Consider the following 20,381-nt stretch of genomic DNA (forward strand, 5'->3'; position numbering starts at 1 on the left):
GGCGCAGGGGTTCGACTCCCTGACAAACACCGCATGCCCAGCACGTACGACAAGTGACGGCGCACCGGGCACAGCACACAACCGGGTGCAGATCCACGACGGTGAGGGCGGGAACGGGGAACTCCGCGCCCCTAAGCCGGTTGTCCGGCGGTGATCTGGGCGGCCGGTTTCACCAGCAGGGACAGCGGCGCTGCGAGCAGGGAGATCCCGGCTGCCACGAGGAACGCCGCGCCCGGGTTGCCGGTGGCGTCGATCAGCTGGCCGGCGAAACCGGCGCCCAGCGCGTAACCGGCCCAGGTCGACGCGCCCATCCAGGCGTACGCCTCGGTGCGGAAGCGTTCCGGGGCCGCCTCGCCGAGGACCACCTGGATGAGGGTGTCCTGCGGGCCGATCACCAGCCCGGCCAGGAGGAGCAACGGGGCCAGGAGCAGCAGCGCCGGCGCCAATGCGGCGGCGGCGACGAACACGAGCGCCACCGCCGCGTGTGTCACCGCGAGCTGCGGTCCCGGCGCACCGCGGCGGCGCCGGCTGCCGTAGATCAAGGCGCTGATCACCGAGCCGACGCAGATCGCGGCGACCAGCACACCGGCCGCGTCGCGGGCTCCGGCGCCGGTGGCGGCGGCCGGTCCGCCGACCATCACGGCACCGAACGTGAAGGCGCTCAGGATGATGACGGCCAGGATCAGCCGTACCTGCCCGGTGGCGAGCGGACCCAGGTAGTCGCGGCGCAAGCCGGTGCGGGCCGCGGGGCGGCGCCGCAGACTCGGTGTGCCGGCGAGCAGCAGCACACCGATGGTCAGGATCGCCGCCACCAGGCCGAGCACCACGATCGGGCTGGTGACCAGGAGCAGCGCGGAGACCAGGACGGGGCCACCGACGTACATCGTCTCGTTGAGCGCGCCGTCGAGCGCGAACGCGGTCTGCAGCCGTTCGGTGTCGACCAGCGACGGCCAGGTGGCCCGGGCCACCGGTCCGCTCGGCGGCGCCGTGACACCGAGCGCCGCCGCGCAGGCGATCAGCACACCGGTGTGCGCGCCGCCGAGCAGCGCCGCGGCCAGCACGGCGTAGACCGCCAGGTTCGCCACCAGCAGGCCGAGCAGGATCCGGTGGGCGCGAAAGCGGTCGATCAGCCGGGCGCTGAACGGCACACACACCGCGACCGCCACGGCGTAACCGGTCAGGGCGAGGCCGCCGGACGCGTACGAGCCACCGGCGTCGACCACCGCGAGCAGCAGGGTGAGAGTCAGCATCGGCGGGGCGAGCCGGGTCGTGACGATCGCGAGGATCAGCCGCGGCACCTCGGGAACGGCGAACAGCTCGCGGTAGGCACGCACGCGCTCACCCCCATCGTTGACGGTCGATATCGTTTACGGGGTGGCAACCTGCCGTCAAGACCCGGCTGTTACCACCCCGTTAAATCAGCGAATCCGGCGGACGAACGTCACCGTCACCGCGGAGAGCACGCCCAGCACCGCCAGGACCGTGAAGAACGCCGGGTAGTTGTCCTGCCCACTCACCGCCAGGACCGCCACCGCGACCAGCGGCGCGCCGACGTTCGGCAGCAGCGTCGCCACCTGGTAGACGCTCATCGCCTTGCCGGCGTGCGCCTCGTCCGGCACCACCTCGGCGGCGATCGCGATGTCGACGGTGAGATAGACGGCCTGGCCGATGCTCAGGATGATCCAGCCGATCAGGAACCCGGTGAGGCTCTGCGTCACGGCGGCCACGACCAGGCCGGCGGCCAGCACGATCGCGCCGATCACCACGAAGATCCGTCGGCGGCCGAGGCGGTCGGAGAGATATCCGGAGAGCAGGAAGCAGACCACCGACACGGGTGTCGAGATCGCGGTGAACGTGGCGTACCTGGCGGCCGCGTCGTCGATGCTGAGCCCGGCCGTGTCGGTGAGGTAGAAGGTGGCGTACGTCTGGGTGCCGACGTAGGCCAGGCCGATCAGCAGCCGGCTCACCCAGTTCCAGGCGAAGTCGCGGTCACCACCGGTACGCAGCCAGTAGCTGTTCAGGAAGTCGTGGACGGTGTACCGGGGAAACGGTTCCGGGGAAACTCGATCAGCGTCGCGGACCACGTACCCAAGGAAGATCGTCGCCCCGAGGGCGACCAATCCGGGGAGCGCGAGCATCGGCAGTGGCGCATCCACCAGGGCGCTTCCGAGCAGGACGCCGCTGAGCACGGCGAGCGAGACCACGAAACCGATCAGGCCGGAGAGGCGGGCGCGCAGGCGGTCCGGGACGAATTCGGGGATGAGCGGGAGGAATCCGGCGAACGCCGCGCCGGCGCCGAGGGACGCGAGAGCCCAGCCGAGCGCGACTCCGGCGACCGACGGCACGGCGCCGGCGATGGCGAGGCCGATCAGGGCGAGCGCGGCGCCGCCGATCAGCCAGGGGCGGCGGCGGCCGAACCGGCTGCGGGTGCGGTCGCTGAGCGCACCGAACAGCGGAAGCGTCGCGATCGACAGCACCGCACCGATCAGGATGACGGTGGAGAGCGCCACGGTCTTGTTGGCCGGCGCGACGTCGGCGATGCGGATGGAGAGCGTGACGATCTGCGGCGTGAGGCTGGCGAAGTAGAGGCCGAACGCGGCCAGCACCAGTGCGGGGAGGAGGAGCTTCGGCGGCGGGGCGTCGGCGTGCAGGGCCACTTCGAGGTCGGCCTCGGGGGTCTGGGTCATCATCTCTCCACGCAGGCATTCTCACTGTATGAAAGTGAGTTTCGGTGAATGTGAGGCGACTGTATGACCGCCGTCACTCACTGTCCAGAGTTTCGAACCCACAGGATGTGGCGGTTGACACAGCCGGGGCTGCGAGAAACACTCGGGTAACACGAAAAGCGGAAAACCACTTTCATAGAATGAAAGTAGAGGCACGGCATGGCACGCACGGTCTTCACCAACGGGCTGGTCTTCGACGGCAGCGGATCGGTTCCGGCACCCGGCGAAGTGATCGTCGACGGCGACCGCGTCGTCGAGGTCCGCAGCGGCTGGTCGATTTTCGACAGCGAGACAACCGATCAGATCGTCGACGCCACCGGCTGCACCGTGATGCCCGGCCTGATCGAGTCGCACGCGCACCTGACGTTCCCGTCGGCCGTCGGCCACATCGATCCGTCGTTCAACCCGCCGCTCGACGTCTCGTTCTTCCACCACATCGAGGGCCTGCCCAGCGAGCTCGCCCGCGCCGAGCGCAACGCGCGCATCCTGCTCGACGCCGGCTTCACCTCGGCGTACTCGGCCGGCTCGTTGCTGCCGATGCCGGTCGAGGTCATCCTCCGGGACAAGATCAAGGCAGGCGCGGTGCCAGGTCCGCGCATGCGCGCGGCCAGCATGGAGAGAGACAACCATCCGGTACGCCCGGACGGCCACACCGAGCCCGACTGGCAAGGCCCCGACGCCTGCCGCCGCTGGGTGCACGACATGGCCAAGCAGGGGTACGACAGTGTGAAGTTCCTGCTCAGCAACGACGACGTGTTCACACCGGGCGGGTCGCAGATCACCCAGTACAGCCAGGAGGAAGCGAACGCGGCCGGTGAGGCCGCTCGCGAAGCAGGCGTCTGGCTGAACTGCCACGCCCAGTCCGCCGAGTCGGTGAAAATGGCCGTCCGCGCCGGCTTCCGCTCCATCTACCACTGCACGTACGCCGACGAGGAGGGCCTCGACCTGCTCGAATCGGTCAAGGACACGGTCTTCGTCTCGCCGGCGCCCGGCATCATCTACGCCAACGTGCACGAGGGCGAGGAGTTCGGCATCACCCGCGAGGTCGCGCAGAAGATGGGCTCGGTCGACGCGCTGGAGGGCATGGCCGCCGTCTACCCGGAGATCCGCAAACGCGGCATCCGCGCCCTGCCCGGCGGTGACTACGGATTCCCGAACAACCCGATCGGCCGCAACGCCCGCGACCTCGAACTCTTCGTCGACGTCCTCGGCTACACACCTCTCGAAGTGCTGACCGCGGCCACCAAGCACGGCGGGGAGCTGCTCGGCCTCGGCGACATCGGCATGCTGAAGCCGAACTGGGTCGCCGACGTGCTCGTCGTTCGCGGCAACCCGGCCGAGGACGTACGCGTGCTGCAGGACCAGGCCAACCTGGTCGCCATCATGCAGGCCGGTCGTTTCCACAAGGCGCCTGCGTGATCACCGTCCACCGCGAGGTGGTCTACGCGCGGGTGCCCGGTTACCGGCCGCTCGCCCTCGACCTGTACGTGCCGGAGAAACCGGCCGCCCTCTGCCTCTATCTGCACGGCGGCGGGTGGCGGGTCGGCAGCCGTACCGTCGGGCCTGGTTCTTTCCCGTCGTTCTTCGAGCACGTGGCGGAGTCGGGCCTCGCGGTCGCCTCGATCGACTACCGGCTCAGCGGCGAGGCGCGGTTCCCGGCCCAGCTGGACGACGTGCGCGCCGCCGCCGGCTTCCTCGCCGGGCGACACGCTGATTTCGGTGTCACCACCGAGCACACCGTGGCGTGGGGTGTCTCGGCCGGCGGTCACCTGGCGGCCCTCGCCGGCCTCGGGGGCGGTTTCGAGGCGGTGGTCTGCTGGTATGCCCCCACAGATCTCGGAGCGCTGGCGGCCGACGGCGTGAGCGACCTGAGCCGCGAAACCGCGCTGGTCGGCGGTGACTCGCTGGAACGGCTGACGGCGGCGAGCCCGGTCCACCACGTGCACGCCGGCGCCCCACCGTTCCTGCTGGTGCACGGCGACGCCGACACCGCCGTCCCGTTCCGGCAGAGCACCCGGCTGGCCGGCGCGCTGCACGATCACGGTGTGCCGGCGATCGTCGAGCCGGTGCCCGGCGGCACCCACATGCTGCCCGAACTCGACACCGCAGGCACCGCCATCCTGATCAAGCAATCGGTGGACTTCCTGCTGGACGCGGCCCGGCCCACCGCCTGAGCAAACGCTGGGTTCCTCAACCACGGCTGATCCACCGCGCGCGACCGGCCCCGGCTCATCGGCTGGCCATTCCGCACGGCATGGTCGGAGGACCCCGCCGGCGGCTTCCGGATCATGGACGACGAGCCGACCTGGTGGCCGGCGCTGCTGACGATCCGCGGCGGAAAGGTGACCACGGTGTCCCACCCAGATATCCGCCACTGAACAGGACGAGGGCGACGGTAAGGGCGCTCAGAACACCGAAAACGCGCCATTGCAGCGGCCAGAAACGGGTGCCGGGCACGTAGGTGAGTTGGTGGCCGAGGTTCTGCGCGACCAGCCAGTCGCGGCATTGTTCCGGGAGTTCACCCTTGACGCTGATGTTGCATTTGGTGGCGTCGACCGGACCGGTGAATGCCTTTCCGGCCTGTGTCACAACGCTCTCTTCGATCATCCAAGCACCCGATATCCGGTCGTTGCCGGCATCAAGATGGACAGTGCCGGTATTCACGATCAGAACCATCGGCGTGTCCGCTCGCAGCGGGGTGACCGTGGTGATCGGCTGAGCCAGCAGGCGCAACATCACCGGCGTGGCGACGACTTGAACAGCCACGACGAGCAGCAGCGTCACCGCCATCGCGGTCAGCGTGCGCCGCAGCACCAGCCCGACGGCGACCCCGACCGCGAACGCCAGCACCGCCGACGCGACCGGCACGATCCCCCGGGCCAGAAACGTGATCGGCTCGACCCGGCTCGACCCCGCCGCGTCGATCGGCGCCGCCCACCGGGTCAGCACCAGACTGACCAGGCCCACGCTCAGCGCGGCGGCGATGCCGCCGACCGCCAGCTTCACCAGCAGCCATCGCCGCCTGCTCACCGTCTGACTGAAAACCATCCGGTACGTGCCGGACTCCAGCTCCCGCGCCACCAGTGGCGCACCCCAGAAGATGCCGAGCAGGGCGGGCAGAACAAGCAGCAACACCAGACCGGCAAGGTAGAGCGCCCCGGCCGACTCGTGCCCGATCGCCCGCAGGAACCGATCAGCGGCATCCCGGCACGCGACGTCGTCCCGGCAGCCGGTGAACCCGGTCTCCTCGGCAAGGGTGGTCACCCGGGTCCAGGTCAGTGCCAGCGCACCCACGAACACCAGCAGACCACCAGCGACCGACAGCGCCTGCACCCGGAACTGCCGCCACGCCAGCCAGATCATCGGGGTCCCCCACTCAGGTACGCCAGCACGACATCCTCCAGGTCAAGCCGATCCACCTGCCACGACGGGTCGTCGATCGGGGCGGTGCTGCGAACGACCAGTGTGGACTGGACGTCGGTGTGACTCTCCTCGATGACGGCCACGCTCTTTTCCAGCACCGCGAGTCCCGAGGAGTCCCGGCGGCGCCCGGCCAGCCGGTGGTGGCTGGCGAGCAGGTCGTCGACGTCGCCGGCCACGCGTACCTCGGAGGCCACCAGCACGATCAGGTAGTCACAGACCCGCTCCAGGTCGGCGACCAGGTGCGACGACATGATGACGCTGATCCCCTGGTCGGCGGTGAGCTCCATCAACCCTTGCAGGAACGTACGCCGGGCGAGCGGATCGAGTGCCGCCACCGGTTCGTCGAGCAGCAGCAGTTCCGGCCGTTTGGCGGCGGCAACGGTCAGTGCCAGCTGGGCGCGCTGCCCACCGGATAGCTTCCCGGCCTTCTGCGTGGGGTCCAGCCCGACCTGCTCGACCCGGCGGTCGGCGAGAGCCCGATCCCAGGACGGGTTGAGTCGCGCACCCAACGTGAGGTGCTCGGCGACGGTCAGGCCGGAATAGACAGGGGTGTCCTGAGCGACGAAGCCGACTTCCTTGACGCCGCTGACCGGCCTCTTCCCGAGCACCTCGAGCCGCCCCGCGGTCGGATCGAGCAGCCCGCAGGCCAGCTGAAGCAGAGTCGACTTGCCGGCGCCGTTCGGCCCGACCAGCCCGACAACCCGGCCGGCCGGGATCTCGAGGGTGCAGTCGGCGAGCGCCATGCGTCTCCCGTACCGTTTGGTGAGGTGGTGCGCGGTGAGCGCGTCAGTCATGTCCGTCCTCCGGCCCCGGCTGCCGAAAACGACCGGAACGCGCTGACCATCAACGCCTCGATGCTCTCGTCATCAAGCCCGGCCTCCCGAGCCGTGCCAAGCCATCGCTCCAGCTCAAGCCGCAGCGGCTCATGCCGGTCGAGCGACTCCCCTCCCAGGGTCCGGGTCACGAAGGTCCCCAACCCTGGCCGAGCCGAGACAAGCCCTTCGTACTCAAGCTCCCGATAGGCCTTGGACACCGTGTTCGGGTTGATGGCGACCCGAGCCACCACCTCTTTGACGGTGGGCAGCTTGTCCCCCTCATGCAGCACCCCCAGCCGAAGCGCGTGCCGAACCTGCTGGATGAGCTGCATATAGGGCGCCACCCCGGATCGCCCGTCAAGATGAAACTCAATCACCACCAGCCCCCATTCCACTAGTTACCTAGCACAATAGAGTCCATCGACCATGATCGCCACCCGGTCCGGTAGCCTCCTCCACGTGAGTACGGACAAAAGGCTCCCGGACGCCCTCCTCGAGTGGAGCGGATGGTTGACCCGGCTCGGCGCCCCGGTCGCCCCATGCCTACGGCCCGGACAGTCACCCGATAAGATCAGCGACGTTCTCGGCGCCGACCTACCCGCGGCGGTCCTCGCCTGGTTCTCCTGGTGCGACGGTGTCGACGACGCACCGGGCCAGACGATCGGCGACTGCTGGGTGATTCCGGGGTACTGGCCGGTCACCCTGGCTGAAACTCAAGATATGTGGTCGGTGGAGCCGCCGTACCCCCACTGGGTCCCGCTACTACGCGACGGCGCCACCGACCTGTACGCGGCAGCCTGGTCCACATCGGACGAGGAACCGGTGGTCGTCTCGCTCTGGGATCACGGAGACCCGGTGGTCGAGTTCCACTCCATCGCCGACCTGGTCACCGTGACCAACGCCTGCTTCGCCAGGAACGTCTATGCCCTGGATGATGACGGACTGCTGGATCTGACAGACGCCGAAGGCTACGACAAAATCTACGAAGAGGTCACCGGCCTGCCTGCGACGTGACATCCCCACGCCTGCCGGTCGCTGGCATCGCCGGTTCGCCGATCGCTTGACCATGCGGAACCGCGGATGCTGGAGCCACGAGCTGAACGGCTCGCCATCAACTACGTGATACGAGGCGACTTCACCACCGGCGACCCGCTACGGAATCTCGTGCCATCGTCCTACAACCGTCATGATCGTCCGCCGCGACAGACCCGCCAGCTCCTCCGCACCGGCAACGGACTCCGAAGCCGACACAACGGACGTTCCCGGCGCACCCGCACCGGTAGGAGCCCGTCAAGGTTGATGAGACCTCCATGGCTCAGCCCGCCGCCCGGCGATGGCCAAGAGCGTTAGCCGGAAGCACGACCCGCGCAGACGACACAAGCGGCCGCCAAGACCAGCCGAACCTATCGAATAAGAGCAGACAAGCAAGCCGGCAAGGACCAGACAAGCAAGCCGGCAAGGGCGAGTGGCGAGCAAGGGCGAGTGGCGGGCTGTCGCAGTGCGGGAGTCGCCTCGCGTGAAATACCGCAAGCAGCAATCAATGCCGGCGCGGACCCGCAAAGGCCGCCGAGTTTCCTCGACCACCCAGGCTGACCGAAAGTCGATCGAGTAGGCAAGGTTTCGGGGCGGGGATAGGCCACGCAGGGATCAAGCCTGACCGCCCTGCGTGGCCTATCCCCGCCCCAAAACCGTCCAAGCCGGCAGCAAAAAACGGCGCAGAAACGCAGAAAGCCCACCCGGATACCCGGGTGGGCTTTCATACAAGTTGAGTCCGGCGGCGTCCTACTCTCCCACACCCTCCCGAGTGCAGTACCATCGGCGCTGGAGGGCTTAGCTACCGGGTTCGGAATGTAACCGGGCGTTTCCCCTCCGCTATGACCACCGAAACACCTTTCAGCGCAGCGAAGAACCAGCAACCCGATATGCCAGCCAAAGGCCGGCAAACGAGGTGGTTGTTCGTTTGCTGTGAATCACACAGTGGACGCGTAAGCATAAAATTTAGGGTGGTTAAGCCCTCGGCCTATTAGTACCGGTCAACTCAACACGTTACCGTGCTTACATTTCCGGCCTATCAACCCAGTAGTCTACTGGGAGCCTTACCCACTCAAGGTGGTGGGATACCTCATCTCGAAGCAGGCTTCCCGCTTAGATGCTTTCAGCGGTTATCCCTTCCGAACGTAGCCAACCAGCCATGCTCCTGGCGGAACAACTGGCACACCAGAGGTTCGTCCGTCCCGGTCCTCTCGTACTAGGGACAGCCCTTCTCAAGTATCCAACGCGCACGGCGGATAGGGACCGAACTGTCTCACGACGTTCTAAACCCAGCTCGCGTACCGCTTTAATGGGCGAACAGCCCAACCCTTGGGACCTGCTACAGCCCCAGGATGCGACGAGCCGACATCGAGGTGCCAAACCATCCCGTCGATATGGACTCTTGGGGAAGATCAGCCTGTTATCCCCGGGGTACCTTTTATCCGTTGAGCGACACCGCTTCCACACGCAAGTGCCGGATCACTAGTCCCGACTTTCGTCCCTGCTCGACCCGTCAGTCTCACAGTCAAGCTCCCTTATGCACTTACACTCAACACCTGATTGCCAACCAGGCTGAGGGAACCTTTGGGCGCCTCCGTTACCCTTTAGGAGGCAACCGCCCCAGTTAAACTACCCACCAGACACTGTCCCTCGACCCGATCAGGGCCGCAAGTTAGATACCCAAACCCAACAGAGTGGTATTTCAACAATGCCTCCACCCGAACTGGCGTCCGAGCTTCACCGGCTCCCACCTATCCTACACAATTAAATTCGGATACCAATGTCAAGCTATAGTAAAGGTCCCGGGGTCTTTCCGTCCTGCCGCGCGTAACGAGCATCTTTACTCGTACTGCAATTTCGCCGGGCCTGTGGTTGAGACAGTGGGGAAGTCGTTACGCCATTCGTGCAGGTCGGAACTTACCCGACAAGGAATTTCGCTACCTTAGGATGGTTATAGTTACCACCGCCGTTTACTGGCGCTTAAGTTCTCCGCCTCGCGATTACTCGCTAACAGGTCCCCTTAACGTTCCAGCACCGGGCAGGCGTCAGTCCATATACATCGTCTTACGACTTCGCATGGACCTGTGTTTTTAGTAAACAGTCGCTTCCCCCTGCTCTCTGCGGCCATACCACGCTCCACCCGCAAGGGGCTTCACGCGTCCGGCCCCCCTTCTCCCTAAGTTACGGGGGCAATTTGCCGAGTTCCTTAACCACAGTTCACCCGTCGCCTCGGTATTCTCTACCTGACCACCTGTGTCGGTTTAGGGTACGGGCCGCTCGAAGCTCGCTAGAGGCTTTTCTCGGCAGCATAGGATCAATGACTTCACCAGAACGGCTCGGCATCACGTCTCAGCCTCATATGCACCGCGGATTTGCCTACGGTACGGCCTACACGCTTACCCCGGCACAACCACCGGCCGGGATCATCTACCTTCCTGCGTCACCCCATCGCTAAACTACTACCCACAAAGGTCCTAGTCGTCCTGCCCTTGACCCGAAGGTCGCCGGCACTTCAAGTAGTTAGTACTATGAGGTTCGTCTTGGGCGCTTCTACGCGGGTACGGGAATATCAACCCGTTATCCATCGACTACGCCTCTCGGCCTCGCCTTAGGCCCCGACTCACCCAGGGCGGATTAGCCTGCCCCTGGAACCCTTGGTCATCCGGCGGAAGGGGTTCTCACCCTTCATTCGCTACTCATGCCTGCATTCTCACTCGTATGGCGTCCACGGCTGGATCACTCCGCCGCTTCACCCGCCATACGACGCTCCCCTACCCATCCACACACCTGCACAACAAGAACACGTCTTGAAGCGAAGTTAATGTGTGAATGCCACAGCTTCGGCGGTGTGCTTGAGCCCCGCTACATTGTCGGCGCGGAACCACTTGACCAGTGAGCTATTACGCACTCTTTAAAGGGTGGCTGCTTCTAAGCCAACCTCCTGGTTGTCAATGCGATCCCACATCCTTTTCCACTTAGCACACGCTTAGGGGCCTTAGCTGGCGATCTGGGCTGTTTCCCTCTCGACTACGAAGCTTATCCCCCGCAGTCTCACTGCCGCGCTCTCACTTACCGGCATTCGGAGTTTGGCTGATTTCAGTAAGCTTGTGGGCCCCCTAGACCATCCAGTGCTCTACCTCCGGCAAGAAACACGCGACGCTGCACCTAAATGCATTTCGGGGAGAACCAGCTATCACGGAGTTTGATTGGCCTTTCACCCCTAACCACAGGTCATCCCCCAACTTTTCAACGTTGGTGGGTTCGGTCCTCCACGTAGTCTTACCCACGCTTCAACCTGCCCATGGCTAGATCACTCCGCTTCGGGTCTAGAACATGCGACTAAAGAGCGCCCTCTTCAGACTCGCTTTCGCTACGGCTACCCCACACGGGTTAACCTCGCCACATGCCACTAACTCGCAGGCTCATTCTTCAAAAGGCACGCCATCACCACTGCTAGGGTGGCTCTGACGGATTGTAGGCGAACGGTTTCAGGTACTATTTCACTCCCCTCCCGGGGTACTTTTCACCATTCCCTCACGGTACTTGTCCGCTATCGGTCACCAGGAAGTATTCAGCCTTACCAGGTGGTCCTGGCAGATTCACAGCAGATTCTAGGAGTCCGCTGCTACTCGGGAACACCACAAAGAGGTCACACACTTTCGTCTACCGGGCTCTCACCGTCTACGGCCGACTTTCCCACGTCGTTCGACTAGCATGAAACTTTGTAACTCTTCGACTGTCTGTCAGAACAATCAAGTGGGTCCCACAACCCCGAATACGCAACCCCTGACAGGTATCACACGTATCTGGTTTAGGCTAGATCCGCTTTCGCTCGCCACTACTCACGGAATCACGGTTGTTTTCTCTTCCTACGGGTACTGAGATGTTTCACTTCCCCGCGTTCCCCTCACATGCCCTATGAATTCAGGCACGGATAACACGACATGACTCGTGCTAGGTTTCCCCATTCGGACACCCTGGGATCACAGCTAGGTTGGCAGCTCCCCCAGGCCTATCGCGGCCTCCCACGTCCTTCATCGGCTCCTGGTGCCAAGGCATCCACCGTTCGCCCTTGACAACTTAACCACAAAAAACAAGATGCTCGCGTCCACTGTGCAATTCTCAACCAACGACCAACCCGCGATTCGATCCACAACCCACCAAACCCCGGAAAACCGAACGGTATGAGTTGCCGAATCACGCCTGGCATTGAAGACCAACCACAAAGGGTTGTTCTTTCAGATACCCAACAGGATGCTTGTTTTTCGCCGTCTCCCAGCCGCACCGAGAGCCCGTTCCTTCACAGCAAGCTGCGTGTACTAAGACTGATTCGGCCGTTGCCGGCAGATAACTGGCCAGTGTCTCCGCCTTTGAGCACCCCACCACCACATTCGGGCGGTGCGGGCTACTGTCCGCTTTCGCGGAAAGTTGCTCCTTAGAAAGGAGGTGATCCAGCCGCACCTTCCGGTACGGCTACCTTGTTACGACTTCGTCCCAATCGCCAGCCCCACCTTCGACGGCTCCCTCCCACAAGGGGTTAGGCCACCGGCTTCGGGTGTTGCCGACTTTCGTGACGTGACGGGCGGTGTGTACAAGGCCCGGGAACGTATTCACCGCAGCGTTGCTGATCTGCGATTACTAGCGACTCCGACTTCACGGGGTCGAGTTGCAGACCCCGATCCGAACTGAGACCGGCTTTTTGGGATTCGCTCCACCTCACGGTATCGCAGCCCTTTGTACCGGCCATTGTAGCATGCGTGAAGCCCTGGACATAAGGGGCATGATGACTTGACGTCATCCCCACCTTCCTCCGAGTTGACCCCGGCAGTCTCCCATGAGTCCCCAACTAAATGCTGGCAACATGGGACGAGGGTTGCGCTCGTTGCGGGACTTAACCCAACATCTCACGACACGAGCTGACGACAGCCATGCACCACCTGTCACCGGCCCCGAAGGACCCCGTATCTCTACGAGTTTTCCGGCGATGTCAAACCCAGGTAAGGTTCTTCGCGTTGCATCGAATTAATCCGCATGCTCCGCCGCTTGTGCGGGCCCCCGTCAATTCCTTTGAGTTTTAGCCTTGCGGCCGTACTCCCCAGGCGGGGCGCTTAATGCGTTAGCTGCGGCGCAGAAAACCGGAGAGGTCCCCCACACCTAGCGCCCAACGTTTACAGCGTGGACTACCAGGGTATCTAATCCTGTTCGCTCCCCACGCTTTCGCTCCTCAGCGTCAGTATCGGCCCAGAGACCTGCCTTCGCCATCGGTGTTCCTCCTGATATCTGCGCATTTCACCGCTACACCAGGAATTCCAGTCTCCCCTACCGAACTCTAGCCTGCCCGTATCGAATGCAAGCTCGGAGTTGAGCCCCGAGTTTTCACATTCGACGCGACAAGCCGCCTACGAGCTCTTTACGCCCAATAAATCCGGACAACGCTCGCGCCCTACGTCTTACCGCGGCTGCTGGCACGTAGTTGGCCGGCGCTTCTTCTGCAGGTACCGTCACTTGCGCTTCGTCCCTGCTGAAAGAGGTTTACAACCCGAAGGCCGTCATCCCTCACGCGGCGTCGCTGCATCAGGCTTCCGCCCATTGTGCAATATTCCCCACTGCTGCCTCCCGTAGGAGTCTGGGCCGTGTCTCAGTCCCAGTGTGGCCGGTCGCCCTCTCAGGCCGGCTACCCGTCCTCGCCTTGGTGAGCCATTACCTCACCAACAAGCTGATAGGCCGCGAGTCCATCCCAAACCGAAAAACTTTCCACCAAGCACCATGCGATGCAAAGTAATATCCGGTATTAGCCCCCGTTTCCGAGGGTTATCCCAAAGTCTGGGGCAGGTTACTCACGTGTTACTCACCCGTTCGCCGCTCGAGTACCCCGAAGGGCCTTTCCGCTCGACTTGCATGTGTTAAGCACGCCGCCAGCGTTCGTCCTGAGCCAGGATCAAACTCTCCAACAAAATCTTTGGAAAAGCGTCCCGGCAACAAACAAATGTTGCCAAAGGAATCTCCCACCCATCCCCGGTAAGAGATGGGTCGGGGTAATGCCATTATTGGCACTGGCTTATCAAGCACCCTGTTGAGTTCTCAAAGAACAACCGCACACCGATTCACCACCGCTTTCGCGGCAAGAAGCCGGGGCTTTGTTCGACCCGCAGAACGTTACACGATGAAGCACCGTGATCATTTCTTGGGGTGTCCTCCAGGCCGGCCGCGCCGGGCCTCTTTCGAGTCCCGCTCGCTCGCCCGTTTCCCTGGCGGCTTGGAAAACATTACAGCGCCCCTACGCACGCCGCCAAATCGGGGTCCAGCGAGCTGGGTCACAATGATCAGGACGCGAAAAGCCTAAGGAGCCGGCGTGGCACGCGAGCAGTCGAATTCCCTTGTCGGACGGGCGCATGAGCTGGGCGTACTCAAGGAACTTGATGGGTCTTTGATCTTGCGAGGGTCTGCGGGCGTCGGGAAGAGCGCCCTGCTCGATGCTGTCGCCACCGATGCCAGGGCGAGCGGCACGAGGGTGCTGCGTGCCGCAGGGGTGCAGGCGGAGACCGATTTTGCCTATGCCGGGCTGCATCAGCTGCTGCATCCGCTGCTCGGGCGGGCGGCGGAGATGGAGCCCGCACATCGGGCGACGCTGACCGCGGTGCTGGGTGGGATTCCGGAGCGGGCGCCGTCGGTGATGGCGCTGGGTGTGGCGGTGCTCGACCTGCTGTCGTTGGCGGGTGCCGAGACGCCGCTGCTGTTGATCGTCGATGACGGTCAGTGGTTCGACGTGCCGAGTGTGCAGGTGTGCGCGTTTGTGGCGCGGCGCCTCGACGAGCTGCCGATTCGTCTGGTGGTAGCGGTTCGGGACACGGAACCGTCGGGGTTCGACGATGCCGGGTTCACCGACTTGGTTGTCGCGCCGCTGTCGCCCGAGGATGCCGCCCAGCTGCTCGACGAGCGGTTCCCCGGGCTGAGTGCGGATGCCCGGCGACAGACTTTGGAGTACGCCGACGGTAATCCCCTGGCCCTGGTCGAGCTGCCGGCGAACAGGCAGGGAAACACCGAGGGGACGCTGTCGCTGCCCCGCCGGTTGGAGCAGATCTTCGCTGATCGGATCCGGGCGCTGCCCGATGAGGAACGCCGTGAGCTGCTGCTGATGGCTCTCGACGGTGCCGGGCGGCATCAGGATCACGGTCCGCACTACACCCCTGAGACGACGACCGCGGCACGTGCGGCCGGCCTTCTCGATGACTCCGAGCTCCATGACTCCGAGCCGGCCTTCCGTCATCCCCTGGTCGGCTCCGCCGTCGTACAGACCGCGTCGCCGAACGAACGCCGGGCGGCGCACGCTGCCCTCGCCGGGCGGTACGCCGCGGACCTGGAACGACGTGCCGTGCACCGGGCCGCAGCCGCTGTCGACCCGGACCCCGAGATCGCCGAGGAGCTGGAGCGTGCCGCGCGGTCAGCGGTACGCCGAGGAGGTGCGACCACCGCCGTGCACTGGCTGACCCGCGCCGCCGAGCTGCATCCACGGCCGAAGGAACGTGCGCGGCTGCTCGCCGACGCGGCCTATGTCGCCGGGCAGGCCGGTCTGCTGGAGCGGGCGGAGATCCTGGTGGCCGCTGCCGATCAGGCCGGCGGGCGGGTGTCGTCGCCCGATGCGGTGCTGACGGCCGCGTACATCGCGCTCTATCGCCACGGTGACGTGGCGATGCACAGTGTGGTCGCCGGGGTTCTCCGTGCCCGGCACGCGCAGCTCGACGATGTGATGCTGACCCGGCTGGTCAATCTGTTGCTGGCGCTCAGTCTGTTCGCCGCCGACCCGGCCGCGTGGGTGGTCACCGTTGAGGTGACCGAGAAGGTTCACGGCCGTCTTCCGCCGACCACTCTGCTGTGCCGCGACGCCTGGAGTGACGTGGTCCGCAGGGGTGCACCCATCAAAGATCGCCTCAGGGAGGCGGTGACCGATTTTGCCGAGCCCTGGGATCTCATGCGGCTGGGTGTCGCGGCGTTCTGGGCCGACATCCTCGCCGAGTTCCGGCCGTACCTGCGGCGGACTGCCGAGCGGGAACGGGACTCCGGCGCGGCGTCGTCGCTCATGACGATCCTGCAGCTGGTGATGTTCGACGGCATCGCCGCCGGACGGTGGGACGAGGCGGTACGCGTCGGCGAGCAGGGCCTCGCGCTCACCGAGGAACACGGGTACGACCTGTTCGGCCATCAGTTCCGGGTGTTCCTCGGCATCGTCGCCGCCCAGCGGGGTGACACCGCGCGGGCCGCCGAGCTGCAGGCGGTCGTCGACGCGTGGGCGCGGCCCCGGCGGGTCGGGTTCCTGATCCAGTTCGCCGAGGAGATCGGCCTGCTGTCCGCGTTGAGCAGCGGCGACTACGAAACCGCCTGGACGTACGCGATCGGCATCACCAGCCCCGGAACCTTCCCGCCGTTCGTTCAGCACTCGTCGCGAACGCTTTTGGATCTCGTCGAGGCGGCGCTGCACACGGGACGGGATGAGCTGGCGCGTACCCATCTGGCCGCCGCGAAGCGGGAGGGGATCGCGGAGGTCTCGCCGCGCCTGGCGTTGCTCGTGGCCGGAGCGGAGGCGATGACCGATCCTTCACAGGCGGCGTTCGGCGCGGCGGCGGGATTGCCGGCCGGGCTCGACTTCCCGTTCGAGCGGGCGCGGATCCGGCTGGCCGAGGGCGGATGGCTGCGCCGGCAGAAAATGATCAGCGAGGCGCGGGTGGCGCTGAGTGATGCGTTGGAGACGTTCGAGCGGCTCGGCGCGCACAGCTGGGCGGAGCGGGCGAGGCACGAGCTAGGTTTGGGGCGGCCCGGAGCTGTTCGTGCACAACCACTCACCACGCAGGAGCGGCTCATCGCCGATCTCGCCGCGACCGGGCTCAGCAACAAGCAGATCGGCGAGCGGTTGTTCCTGTCGCCACGGACGGTCGGCGCCCATCTGTACCGGATTTTCCCGAAGCTGGGGATCACCTCCCGGGCCGCACTGCGAGACGCGCTGGATGACCTCGATGACTGAGTCACCGGATTAGGTCGAACGACTGATTCGACGGCCATGACTGCCGAGCGATCCTTTTGTCATCGGCGAACGCCGATCGACAAAGAGGAGCTTAACGATGAACACCCCCGTCGTCTTCATCCACGGTCTCTGGCTGCACGCGTCCTCGTGGCAGCCGTGGAGCGACCTTTTCGCCGAGCGCGGTTACGACCCGATCGCGCCCGGCTGGCCCGGTGAGCCGGAAACCGTCGCCGCCGCCCGCAGCAACCCGGAGGCCGTCGCCGGATTCGGTATCGACGACGTGACAAACCATTACGCCGCGATCATCCGCGGGCTGCCCACGCCGCCGGTCATCATCGGCCATTCGTTCGGCGGCCTGATCACCCAGAAACTGCTCGGCCTCGGCCTCGGCTCGGCCGGCATCGCGATCGACCCGGCGCAGATCAAGGGCGTCAAACCGCTGCCGTTCGCGCAGCTCCGCTCCGCGTTCCCGGTCCTCTCCAACCCCGCGAACCGGCGCAAGGCCGTCTCACTCACCCTTCCGCAATTCCGGTACGGGTTCGGCAACGCGATTCCGGACGCCGAGTCGGACGAGCTGTTCAACCGCTGGACCATTCCGTCGCCGGGCCGGCCGTTGTTCGAAGGCGCATTCGCCAATTTCGCGAAGAACTCCCCGGCCGCGGTGAACACCGGCAACACCACTCGCGGGCCGCTGCTGCTGATTTCCGGGCAGCGTGACCACACCGTTCCGGACGTGGTGACCCGCGCGGCCTACAAGCTGTACGGCAACACGGCCGCGACCACCGACCTGAAGCAGTTCCCGGACCGCGGCCACTCACTGACCGTCGACGCCGGATGGCGCGGGGTCGCGGATCACACCCTGGAATGGCTGAAGCGGTAGCTGTCAGCGGACCACGGTGACGGTGCATTTGGCGTACGCGGACACGTGCTGGCTCACCGAGCCGAGAACCAGGCCGGCGAAGCCGCCGTGCCCGCGCTGGCCGACCACCAGGAGTTCCGCCGTCGCCGACTCCTCGATCAGCACCTTCGCCGGGCTGCCCTGTCTGACCACCGGCTGGACCAGCACCGGCGGCTGATCGCCGAGTTCGTCCTTGATGACCTGGAGCAACTCGTCGGTGGTGCGCTGACTCTCGTCCGGGACGAATCGCTCGGAGACGCTGACGCTGCCGGCCGGGGGCAGGAGGGTGTGCTCCCACACGTTGATCACGATCAGTTCGGTGCGATGTGCCGCCGCCTCGGAAGCGGCCCAGTTCAGCGCCTTGCGGCTGCCGGGTGAACCGTCGACGCCGACCACGATGCTTCGCCAATCACTCACCGTCGTCCCCTCTCCTCCCCTGTCAGCCTCGTCCAGATCGTGGCCGGCCGCCATCCCCGGCAATTCGCACGGATCAGCGCTTGTCGTCACGTCAAGTTGCGGGCGTGTTACAGCGGGCATAGCTTCCGCTCAATGGTCTGACGGCCGACAAGGGGGGTCCCCACATGACCACCACGCTTTCCGCCACCGTCACGACGGACGCCGAGCGCAAGCCGCTCATGTCGGGTCCTGCCCTGCTGATGATGAACCTTGGTTTCTTCGGGGTTCAGTTCAGCTTCGGCCTCACCCAGTCGGCGGTGAACCCGCTGTTCCTGCTGATCGGCGCGTCACCCGAGCAGTTGCCGATCCTGAACCTGGCCGGCCCGGTCACCGGCCTGATCATCCAGCCGCTGATCGGCGCGATCAGCGACCGGACCTGGCATCCGCGGTGGGGCCGCCGCCGCCCGTTCATCACCGCCGGGGCACTGCTCTGCGCGGTGATCCTGTTCCTGTTCCCGTTCGTCGGCATCCTGTGGCTCGCCGTGGTCTGCTTCTGGCTGCTCGACGCCGGCAACAACACGTCGATGGAGCCGTACCGGGCGTTCATCTCGGACCGGCTTCCGAAATCACAGCTGGCGCGCGGCTTCCTGACCCAGAGCATGTTCACCGGGGCGGGCGCGGTCCTGGCGAACCTGTCACTGTTCCTGCTCGAAAAGGTCGAGCCGCTCCAGAAGACCGCCGGCAACGGGATTCCCTATTGGATGTACGTCTGCTTCATGATCGGCACTTTCTGCATTCTGCTGACCGTGCTGACCGCGATGGCGCGTACCAAGGAATTGGTTCCTTCGGACGAGGACCTCGCGGAGATGCGGGCCGCGCCCAAAGGGCTCCACCATGCGGTACGCGAGATCGCGGACGCGGTACGCGTCATGCCCGTCGCGATGCACAAGATCGGCGTGGTCTTCCTTTTCCAGTGGTACGCCATGTTCATCTACTGGCAGTTCGTGGCGGTGAGCCTCGGCGAGACGGTTTTCGGCGCCACGCCTCAGGAAGGCGGGCCGGCCTGGGAAGAGGCGATCGGCTGGAGCGGGCTCCAGAACGCCTCCTACAACTTCGTCACGATGGTCTCCGCGCTGTTCCTCGTCGGCTTCGCCCGGCGGATCGGCGCGAAACGGGTGCACGCGGTGGCCCTCGGAATGGCCGCGCTGTCGCTGGTCTGGCTGGCGCGGATCGACAACCAGTTCGTGGCGCTCATTCCGATGATCGGGCTCGGTATTTTCTGGGCCAGCGCGGTCGGCGTGCCGTACCTGATGGTGGCGAGCATGGTCCCGGCCAAGCGCACCGGCGTCTACATGGGCATCCTGAACATGATGATCGTGGTCCCGATGCTGATTCAGACGGTGACATTCGGCTGGATCTTCGAGCATTTGCTCGACAGCAAGGGCAGCAACGCCATTCTGCTGGCCGGAATTCTGCTGGGCATCGGCGCTGTCGCGATGCTGTGGGTGAATCCGCCTGACGAGGCCGACGAGTCGCCCATCGTGCCGCTGGGCAGCAAGCGCAGCATCACCGTGTACGACCGGGTCGTCGTCGGGTCGGACGGGACGCCCACCAGCCTTTATGCCGTGGATCGGGCGGCTGAGGTGGCGCAGGCGGCGCAGGCTCGCCTCGTGGTGGTCACGGCGTATCGGGAGGAATCGCCGTCCCCCGCGGAAGCTGAGCCCGGGGTCCACCAGGATCTGTACGGGGTCGGCGTGGCTCGCGACGCCCTGGCGAAGTCGGTCACCGGGCTGACCAGGGAACGGGCCCGGTATATCGATCAGCGGCTGGTTGCCGGGGATCCGGCGCAGGCTCTGCTCGATGCTGTCGGCGCTGATCCGGCCAATTTGATCGTTGTCGGGAACCGGGGGCTGGGTGCCAGTCATGGGCAGTTGCTCGGTTCGGTGCCGGCCGCGGTGGTGAAGAACGCCATCTGTGACGTTCTGGTGGTGCAGACGGCGGCGCTCGATGAGGAGCGGATGTTCTCCGCTGACGATCGGGAGGCTCCGGCCGGTGATGAGTCGTCCTGAGCGCCA

General features: G+C 65.2%; 12 protein-coding genes and 3 rRNA genes. 6 read left to right on the forward strand and 9 right to left on the reverse strand.

The features are described from left to right. Window positions 1-131: 131 nt before the first annotated feature. Entirely contained in the window at window positions 132-1,334 is a 1,203-nt protein-coding gene (locus ACQP2E_RS20295; RefSeq protein ID WP_433824489.1) for an MFS transporter, read from the reverse strand. A gap of 84 nt (window positions 1,335-1,418) precedes the next feature. After that, window positions 1,419-2,687, reverse strand: coding sequence for an MFS transporter (locus tag ACQP2E_RS20300; RefSeq protein WP_433824490.1), 1,269 nt, complete (start codon window positions 2,685-2,687; stop codon window positions 1,419-1,421). 198 nt (window positions 2,688-2,885) lie between these two features. Here ACQP2E_RS20300 and ACQP2E_RS20305 point away from each other — a divergent pair, with 198 nt between their 5' ends. After that, a complete protein-coding gene (locus ACQP2E_RS20305) occupies window positions 2,886-4,145 on the forward strand; it encodes an amidohydrolase family protein (protein ID WP_433824491.1) in 1,260 nt (419 codons plus the stop codon). Continuing rightward, window positions 4,142-4,900, forward strand: coding sequence for an alpha/beta hydrolase fold domain-containing protein (locus ACQP2E_RS20310; RefSeq protein ID WP_433824492.1), 759 nt, complete (start codon window positions 4,142-4,144; stop codon window positions 4,898-4,900). The genes ACQP2E_RS20305 and ACQP2E_RS20310 overlap by 4 nt, the downstream gene beginning before the upstream one ends. A gap of 112 nt (window positions 4,901-5,012) precedes the next feature. Here the strand turns inward: ACQP2E_RS20310 and ACQP2E_RS20315 are convergent, their stop codons facing one another. Genes ACQP2E_RS20315 through ACQP2E_RS20325 form a run of 3 tightly spaced genes read right to left on the reverse strand, consistent with a single transcriptional unit; the run spans window position 5,013 to window position 7,341 of the window. Further along, the gene (locus tag ACQP2E_RS20315) at window positions 5,013-6,089 is read right to left on the reverse strand and encodes an ABC transporter permease subunit (protein WP_433824493.1); all 1,077 of its coding nucleotides are present in this window, start codon (window positions 6,087-6,089) and stop codon (window positions 5,013-5,015) included. Beyond that, window positions 6,086-6,943: an ABC transporter ATP-binding protein gene (locus ACQP2E_RS20320; protein WP_433824494.1), complete on the reverse strand. Its 858-nt coding sequence runs from the start codon at window positions 6,941-6,943 to the stop codon at window positions 6,086-6,088. Before ACQP2E_RS20320 ends, ACQP2E_RS20315 begins: the two co-directional genes overlap by 4 nt. Then, the gene (locus tag ACQP2E_RS20325) at window positions 6,940-7,341 is read right to left on the reverse strand and encodes a GntR family transcriptional regulator (RefSeq protein ID WP_433833989.1); all 402 of its coding nucleotides are present in this window, start codon (window positions 7,339-7,341) and stop codon (window positions 6,940-6,942) included. The genes ACQP2E_RS20320 and ACQP2E_RS20325 overlap by 4 nt, the downstream gene beginning before the upstream one ends. Before the next feature lie 82 nt (window positions 7,342-7,423). On the opposite strand from ACQP2E_RS20325, the gene ACQP2E_RS20330 reads away from it, so the two are divergent. Further along, on the forward strand, window positions 7,424-7,978 hold the full coding sequence (locus ACQP2E_RS20330; protein WP_433824495.1) for a hypothetical protein: 555 nt from the start codon (window positions 7,424-7,426) through the stop codon (window positions 7,976-7,978). 755 nt (window positions 7,979-8,733) lie between these two features. Here ACQP2E_RS20330 and rrf read toward each other — a convergent pair. The 3 genes from rrf to ACQP2E_RS20345 all read right to left on the reverse strand — a co-directional run bounded on the left by rrf (window position 8,734) and on the right by ACQP2E_RS20345 (window position 13,950). Next, a 5S ribosomal RNA gene (rrf, locus tag ACQP2E_RS20335) occupies window positions 8,734-8,850 on the reverse strand. Between the two features lie 117 nt (window positions 8,851-8,967). Then, window positions 8,968-12,082, reverse strand: a 23S ribosomal RNA gene (locus ACQP2E_RS20340). 353 nt (window positions 12,083-12,435) lie between these two features. Further along, window positions 12,436-13,950: ribosomal RNA gene (locus ACQP2E_RS20345) — 16S ribosomal RNA — on the reverse strand. The 16S, 23S and 5S rRNA genes sit together here, the layout of an rRNA operon. A gap of 398 nt (window positions 13,951-14,348) precedes the next feature. Between ACQP2E_RS20345 and ACQP2E_RS20350 the strand changes: the two genes are divergently transcribed. Both ACQP2E_RS20350 and ACQP2E_RS20355 read left to right on the forward strand, forming a co-directional pair. Beyond that, window positions 14,349-17,012 (forward strand): ATP-binding protein, encoded by a 2,664-nt coding sequence (locus ACQP2E_RS20350; RefSeq protein WP_433824496.1) that lies wholly within the window; start codon window positions 14,349-14,351, stop codon window positions 17,010-17,012. A 97-nt stretch (window positions 17,013-17,109) separates the two neighbouring features. Continuing rightward, window positions 17,110-17,892: an alpha/beta hydrolase gene (locus tag ACQP2E_RS20355; RefSeq protein ID WP_433824497.1), complete on the forward strand. Its 783-nt coding sequence runs from the start codon at window positions 17,110-17,112 to the stop codon at window positions 17,890-17,892. Window positions 17,893-17,895: 3 nt separating this feature from the next. On the opposite strand, the gene ACQP2E_RS20360 is transcribed toward ACQP2E_RS20355, so the two are convergent. Continuing rightward, window positions 17,896-18,327, reverse strand: coding sequence for a universal stress protein (locus tag ACQP2E_RS20360; protein WP_433824498.1), 432 nt, complete (start codon window positions 18,325-18,327; stop codon window positions 17,896-17,898). A gap of 164 nt (window positions 18,328-18,491) precedes the next feature. On the opposite strand from ACQP2E_RS20360, the gene ACQP2E_RS20365 reads away from it, so the two are divergent. Next, a complete protein-coding gene (locus ACQP2E_RS20365; protein ID WP_433824499.1) occupies window positions 18,492-20,375 on the forward strand; it encodes an MFS transporter in 1,884 nt (627 codons plus the stop codon). The last annotated feature ends 6 nt before the right edge of the window (window positions 20,376-20,381 follow it).

It is taken from the genome of Actinoplanes sp. CA-015351, assembly GCF_050955685.1.
Classification (GTDB): domain Bacteria; phylum Actinomycetota; class Actinomycetes; order Mycobacteriales; family Micromonosporaceae; genus Actinoplanes.